The 7,500-nt window shown below is 35.7% G+C and carries 6 protein-coding genes (1 of these 6 only partly in view); all 6 read right to left on the bottom strand.

Annotation, left to right across the window (positions count from 1 at the left end; translation table 11 throughout):
- Positions 1-1,305: the 5' portion of a DNA gyrase subunit A gene (gyrA, locus tag MHH42_RS00030; RefSeq protein WP_001282862.1), read on the bottom strand. The gene continues 1,167 nt to the left of window position 1, outside the view; 1,305 of the gene's 2,472 nt are visible here — the first part of the coding sequence; its start codon is at positions 1,303-1,305; its stop codon lies beyond the left edge, outside the window.
- Between the two features lie 88 nt (positions 1,306-1,393).
- Entirely contained in the window at positions 1,394-3,316 is a 1,923-nt protein-coding gene (gyrB, locus tag MHH42_RS00025) for a DNA topoisomerase (ATP-hydrolyzing) subunit B (protein ID WP_000435980.1), read from the bottom strand.
- Positions 3,317-3,355: 39 nt separating this feature from the next.
- Positions 3,356-4,483: a DNA replication/repair protein RecF gene (gene recF, locus MHH42_RS00020; RefSeq protein ID WP_000470741.1), complete on the bottom strand. Its 1,128-nt coding sequence runs from the start codon at positions 4,481-4,483 to the stop codon at positions 3,356-3,358.
- 12 nt (positions 4,484-4,495) lie between these two features.
- Positions 4,496-4,708, bottom strand: a complete 213-nt coding sequence (gene yaaA, locus MHH42_RS00015) for a S4 domain-containing protein YaaA (protein ID WP_000821369.1) — start codon at positions 4,706-4,708, stop codon at positions 4,496-4,498.
- A gap of 127 nt (positions 4,709-4,835) precedes the next feature.
- Entirely contained in the window at positions 4,836-5,981 is a 1,146-nt protein-coding gene (gene dnaN, locus MHH42_RS00010; RefSeq protein WP_001212898.1) for a DNA polymerase III subunit beta, read from the bottom strand.
- A gap of 178 nt (positions 5,982-6,159) precedes the next feature.
- Positions 6,160-7,500, bottom strand: a complete 1,341-nt coding sequence (dnaA, locus tag MHH42_RS00005) for a chromosomal replication initiator protein DnaA (protein WP_000428014.1) — start codon at positions 7,498-7,500, stop codon at positions 6,160-6,162.

Genomic DNA, 7,500 nt, shown 5'->3' with positions numbered 1-7,500 from the left:
TCCAGTTAAGCGTTGCAGACGCATGTCTAAAATCGCTTGCGCTTGTTTCTCACTTAAACCGAAACGTTCCATTAAGCCCTGCTTTGCAATATCTGCCGTTTTTGAACTACGAATTAACGTAATAACTTCATCAAGATGATCTAAAGCAATTCGTAATCCTTCTAAAATATGAGCACGTGCCTCTGCTTTTTCTAATTCATAAGCAGTACGTCTACGGATTACTACCTTCTGGTGCTCCAAATAATGATATAAGTTTTGTTTTAAATTTAGTACTTGAGGCTCTCCATTTACAAGAGATAACATATTAATACCAAAACTTGTTTGAAGCGCTGTATGTTTATATAAATTATTTAATAGTACATTAGCATTAGCATCACGACGTACTTCCATAACGATACGCATACCATTACGATCTGATTCATCACGTAAATCTGTAATGCCTTCAATTTTCTTATCGCGAACTAATTCTGCGATTTTTTCAATTAATCGTGCCTTATTAACTTGATAAGGTAGTTCCGTTACGATAATAGATTGTTTACCGTTTGACTTCTCTTCAATTTCAACCTTAGCACGAAGCATAATAGAACCGCGACCTGTTTCGTAAGCTCTTCGAATTCCACTTCGCCCTAAAATTAAACCTGCCGTCGGAAAGTCTGGCCCAGGAATATATTCCATCAATTCCGCGATAGTAATATCAGGGTTATGACTTAATGCCAGCACACCATCAATTACTTCGCCAAGCTGATGCGGCGGGATATTTGTTGCCATACCAACAGCAATACCTGTCGTACCGTTTACTAATAAATTAGGGAAACGCGCTGGTAATACAATCGGCTCTCTTTCCGAACCATCGTAGTTATCTTGATAATCAATTGTATTTTTTGAAATATCACGTATTAATTCCATAGAAATCTTAGACATTCTTGCCTCTGTATAACGCATTGCCGCTGCTGAATCTCCATCTACAGAACCGAAGTTACCATGCCCATCAACAAGCATATAACGTTGACTGAAATCTTGCGCCATACGTACCATCGTTTCATAAACAGCTGAATCACCGTGGGGGTGATACTTACCAATTACTTCACCAACAATACGTGCTGATTTCTTATACGCTTTATCAGCTGTAATTCCTAAATCATTCATCGCATATAAAACCCTACGATGCACAGGTTTTAATCCATCACGAACATCTGGTAATGCACGAGATACGATAACACTCATTGCGTAATCTAAAAATGAGGTACGCATTTCATGACTAATATTAATTTCTCGAATTCGTGCTTGTTGTTGATTGTCTGACATCAACGAGCACCTCCTCTTACATTTCCGTTACACATACATTGATTTATATGTAGAAGACAGGAATACTTAGATTCCTGTCATTACTCATTTAAATATCAAGGTTTTTCACGTATTTTGCATTCTCTTGGATAAAGTTACGACGTGGTTCCACTTTATCACCCATTAAAATTTCAAACGTTTCGTCTGCTTCTATTGCATCTTGAAGAGAAACTTGAAGTAACGAACGTACTTCTGGATCCATTGTCGTCTCCCATAGCTGAGTTGGATTCATTTCTCCAAGACCTTTATAACGTTGAATTCCTGGTTTCGGCTGGGCTGGTAGCTCAGCTAATATCTTTTCAAGTTCTTTGTCGTTATAAGCATATTGAATTTTTTTACCTTGTTGTACTTTAAACAACGGTGGCTGCGCAATATATATATAGCCACACTCAATGATTTGACGCATATAACGATAGAAGAACGTTAATAATAGGGTACGAATATGCGCACCATCAACATCGGCATCGGTCATAATAATAACTTTATGATAGCGTGCTTTTTCAATATCGAAGTCTCCACCGATATTTGTACCGATCGCCGTAATAATTGTACGAACTTCATCATTTGATAAAATTTTATCTAAGCGTGCTTTTTCAACATTAATAATTTTACCCTTCAGCGGTAAAATCGCTTGGAAATGACGATCGCGTCCTTGTTTTGCAGATCCACCCGCAGAGTCACCCTCTACGATATAAATTTCACTAATTGCTGGATCTTTAGAAGAACAGTCTGCCAATTTCCCTGGCAAACTTGAAACTTCTAAAGCACTCTTTCGGCGAGTTAGCTCACGAGCCTTTTTAGCTGCTACACGCGCACGCGCTGCCATCGTTCCTTTATCTACAACTTTACGTGCAACATTGGGATTTTCCAGTAAGAACTTTTCAAAAGCCTCTGAGAATACTGACTCCGTAATCGTTCTCGCTTCACTATTTCCAAGTTTCGTCTTCGTTTGCCCTTCGAATTGTGGATTTGGATGTTTAATTGACACGATTGCTGTTAAACCTTCACGAACATCTTCACCAGTTAAATTACTATCCGCATCTTTTAAAATGTTATTTTTACGGCCATAATCGTTAATCACACGTGTTAGGGCAGTTTTAAATCCTACCTCATGTGTACCACCTTCATACGTATGAATATTATTTGTAAATGAGTAAATATGATTTGTATATCCTTCGTTATATTGAAGCGCAACTTCAACTTGAATACCATCTTTTGAACCCTCTACATATACAGGCTCTTCATGAATTGGTTGTTTTGAACGATTTAAATGTTCAACATATGATTTAATTCCACCTTCATAGTGGAACTCTTTCTTTTGTTTATGTTCACGTTTATCTTCAATTGTTAATTTAATATTACGATTTAAAAACGCCAACTCACGCATACGAGTCGCTAGCGTATCAAACTCATATTCTGTCGTCTCTTTAAAAATTTCTGGATCCGGTTTAAAGCGAGTTATTGTTCCAGTTTTATCTGTATCACCGATGACTTTTAAATCTGCAACCGGAATACCTCTTTCGTATTTTTGGTAATGAATTTTACCGTCACGATGTACAAATACTTCTAGTTCTGTTGACAAGGCATTTACAACAGATGCACCAACACCATGCAAACCACCAGAAACCTTATAACCGCCACCGCCAAATTTACCACCAGCGTGGAGGACAGTCATAATAACCTCAACTGCAGGACGTCCCATTTTTTCTTGTATACCAACTGGGATACCACGGCCATTATCCGTTACAAGAATACTATTATCTTCTTCAATACTAACGTTAATTTCATCGCAATATCCTGCTAATGCTTCATCGATACTATTATCAACAATTTCCCATACAAGGTGGTGAAGTCCTTTCCCACTCGTAGATCCAATATACATACCTGGACGTTTCCGAACTGCCTCTAGTCCTTCAAGTACCTGTATCTGACTTTCATCATATGCATTTTCTTGCATTTGTTTTTGTTCCATTGACACAAAGATCACCTACTTTTCCATTTAAACAGGGGTTTATGCCCTATCTATTTCACAATCTACCGTGCCGTTCGTTACATGAATTGTTTTCGCGTCTTTCAATGTTTCGTGTTCAATTCCGTCGACACTCGTCGTTGTAACAAATGTTTGCACCTTTCCTTGAATTGTATTTAACAGATGTGATTGACGATAATCGTCTAATTCTGATAAAACATCATCCAGCAAAAGGATTGGATATTCTTTAACCTCTGAATAAATCAATTCAATTTCAGCTAATTTTAGGGATAGTGCAGTCGTTCGTTGTTGTCCTTGCGAACCAAAGACTTGAACATTTTTACTATTAACGAAGAATTGTAAATCATCACGATGAGGACCAATTAAAGTCGTACCACGGAAAATTTCACGTTGTTTCACAGATTGAAAACTTTCATAGTATACTTCTTTTATTTTCGACAAATCCATTGATTCTGATACATCTACACTCGGTTTATAAATAATTTCTAATTCTTCTAATCCACGGCTTATACCACGATGAATTGGGGCTGCCCATTCTTGCAGTAAATGTAAAAAATCAAAACGCTTTTGCAATATTTTTGCACCGTGTTCAATCAGTTGCAGTGTAAATACATCCAACATCGTTTCCTCATTTTTACTATTCCCTTGCATTTTTTTTAGCAAGTGGTTTCGTTGCGTGAGCACTTTTTGATATTGACTTAATTCATACAAATAAACAGGAGCTATTTGTCCTAATTCCATATCTAAAAAGCGTCTTCTTACTTGAGGGCTTCCTTTTACAAGATTTAAATCTTCTGGGGCAAACATGACAACATTCATTTCGCCAATATATTGACTCAACTTTTGTTGTTCAAGTTGATTTAATTTTGCCTTTTTACCTTTTTTCGAAATATTTAATTCTAAAGACAAAGAACTATTTCTCTTTTGTAATTTCCCTTTAATTTGACCGAAATCTTCATCCCAACGGATAAGTTCGCGGTCATTAGAGGTTCTATGAGATTTCGCCATCGCTAACACATAAATAGCTTCCATCAAATTTGTTTTCCCTTGCGCATTTTCGCCGATAATTACATTCACTTTATCTTCAAAGGAAAGCTCTAATTTTTCATAATTGCGATAGTTTTTTAATTGTATTTCTGAAATAAACAAAGGGCTCCCCCTTTATGCCTGAACTTGGAAAGTTCCGCTACCCGGAATTTCAATAATATCGTTCGCATATAACTTGCGACCTCTTCTGTTTTCAAGTTCTTGATTCACGTACACTTCATATTCTTGTAAAAACCATTTTACAGCGCCACCTGTATCGATTACATCAGCTAACTTTAAAAATTGTCCTAGTGTAATATACTCTGTTGAAATTTTAATACGTTTCATAAAATCGCTCACTTTCTCAAAGTGTTCATTCTTTCATTGTACTAAATAAACTAGCATTAGGAAAGTAATACCCCAAAATCAAATAAGGGCTACTAGCATCTTTAAACTAGCAACCCTTATTTTCTATCTAGTAAGTACGAACTGGTAAAATTAATTGAGTAATTGAATCATCATTTACTGTACGAATTAAGAATGGTCTCATTGCCCCAGTAAAGCTAATCTTAATCTCTGTACTATCTAAAGCTTTTAATGCATCCATCATATATTTTGCACTAAAAGATATTTTTAATTCTTCTCCATCTACGTTTTCACATTGAACTTCTTCCACTACTTTTCCGATTTCCGGAGAATTAGAAGAGATTTCCAACATTTTTTGTTCTAACGTTGATAATTTTACAACATTATTGCGGCCGTCCCTTGCTAATAGTGAAGCACGATCAATGGCCTGTAGAAATTCTTTTGTATTCACAAAAATATCCGTCTTACTCTCTGCTGGAATTAGACGCGTTGTATCAGGATAATTTCCTTCTAACAATCTTGAGAAGAATAATAAATGTTTTGTACGGAATAATACTTGATACTCCGTAATAACGATATCTACCATTTCTTCCGACTCATCTAGAATTTTACTTAATTCATTTAGGCTCTTACCTGGAATTACAACATTTGCTTGAAACTCATCTGCAATATTATATCCTTCGATTTTTGCTTTTCGAAGTGCTAGTCTGTGACTATCTGTTGCAATACAAATTAATTCGCTGTTATATACCTTCCAGTTTACACCTGTCAAGATCGGTCTTGTTTCCGAAGTAGAAACTGCAAATACAGTTTGTCTAATCATATGTTTAAGTAAGTCTGTTGGAATCTTAAAAACATGATGCTCTTCAATCTGTGGTAATAATGGATATTCAGCAGAATCTAAACCATTTAAGTTAAACTCTGATTTTCCAGATTTTATTTTTGTCATAAAATGATTTTCCACAGAAATTTCGACAGTGTCTTTCGGTAGTTTTTTTACGATCTCACTAAAATATTTTGCTTGTAAAACAATACTTCCTGATTGTCCGATTTCTACAATCTCTTTTCCGTCCTCTTCGACTGGAATAAACGATTCAATAGAGATGTTTGCATCGCTTCCTGTTAATGTAACCCCTTCTTCAGTAGCGACAACTTTAATTCCTGTAAGAATTGGAATTGTTGTACGAGAAGAAACAGCCTTCATTACATCCTGTACACTTCTTACAAGATAGTCTTTTTGTATTGTAAAACGCATAAAGAAAAACCTCCGGTAAGTATAAGATTTTATTTAATTAATAAAGATAAAAAATAGTAGTAATAGTAATAGGGCTTGTGGATATGTGGATAACCCCGTTGAAAGATGTAAAAACAGTCTATCTACATGTGGATAGACTGTGCGTAAAACAAGGAGAGTTATTCACACTATTCAGCTACTACTTTAAAATATCATTAATTTCTTCGACTTGTTTTTGCAATTGCGTATCCGTTTTTAGTAGCTTAGAAATTTTTTCATGGGCATGGATAACGGTTGTATGGTCACGTCCACCAAATTCTTCACCTATTTTAGGTAAAGAGGAATCTGTAAGTTCGCGTGATAAATACATTGCAATTTGACGAGGAAACGCAACTGATTTTGTACGCTTTTTCGCTTTAAAATCTTCTAATTTTACTTGGTAAACGCCCCCGACAGCTTTTTGGATATCATAAATAGAAATAATTTTTGGTTTAGAATTTGGAATAATATCTTTAAGTGCTTCAGCTGCTAAATCAGCATTAATATCTTTGTTAATTAAAGATGAATAAGCTACAACTCGGATGAGCGCACCTTCTAATTCACGAATGTTTGAATCGATTTGATTTGCGATATACAGCATAACCTCGTTTGGTATATCAAGTCCTTCAGCTTTTGCTTTTTTACGTAAAATCGCAATTCGCGTCTCTAAATCTGGTGGCGTAATGTCCGTAATGAGTCCCCATTCAAAGCGAGAACGAAGACGATCTTCTAAAGTTGGAATTTCTTTTGGTGGCCGATCACTTGAAATTACAATTTGTTTGCTTTCTTCGTGTAATGCATTAAATGTATGGAAAAACTCTTCTTGAGTTTGTTCTTTTCCAGCAAGAAATTGAATATCATCTATCAATAAAACATCTACATTGCGATATTTATTACGAAAATCGACTGCTTTATTATCACGAATAGAGTTAATGAATTCATTTGTAAATTTTTCGGATGATAAATATACAACTTTTGCGTTTGGATTGTGTTCAATTACATAATGACCGATCGCATGCATTAAATGCGTCTTTCCAAGCCCAACGCCCCCGTAAATAAAGAGAGGATTATATGCTTTAGCTGGAGCCTCAGCTACAGCTAATGAAGCAGCATGGGCAAAACGGTTACCAGAGCCAATAACAAATGTATCAAATGTATATTTTGGATTTAACATGCTCTGTGGTAAATGAGTAGAATCATCTTGTGCTCGATTTTTTTTTATAGGAGGAAGATCGATATCCTCTTCAGCTTGACTTTGGGGAATAATAAAGCGAATAGCCAATTTTGCCCCTGTTAAATCATAAAGTGTTTCCGAAATGAGTTCTGAGTAATGAGATTCTAGCCAATCACGAGCAAATTCATTTGGAGCTGTAATCGTTAATACGTCTTTCTTTAAGTTATGTGCTGTTGTTGACTTCAACCACGTTTCATAACTAGGTTTACTGACCTTTTTTTCAAGTTCTTTTAAGGCACTATTCCATAAATCAGAGATGTTTTCCAA

This window comes from Bacillus sp. FSL L8-0099 (assembly GCF_038006385.1).
GTDB lineage: Bacteria > Bacillota > Bacilli > Bacillales > Bacillaceae_G > Bacillus_A > Bacillus_A toyonensis.
Note: the sequence above shows the minus strand (reverse complement) of the source record. Positions and strands in the feature narration are given on the sequence as shown.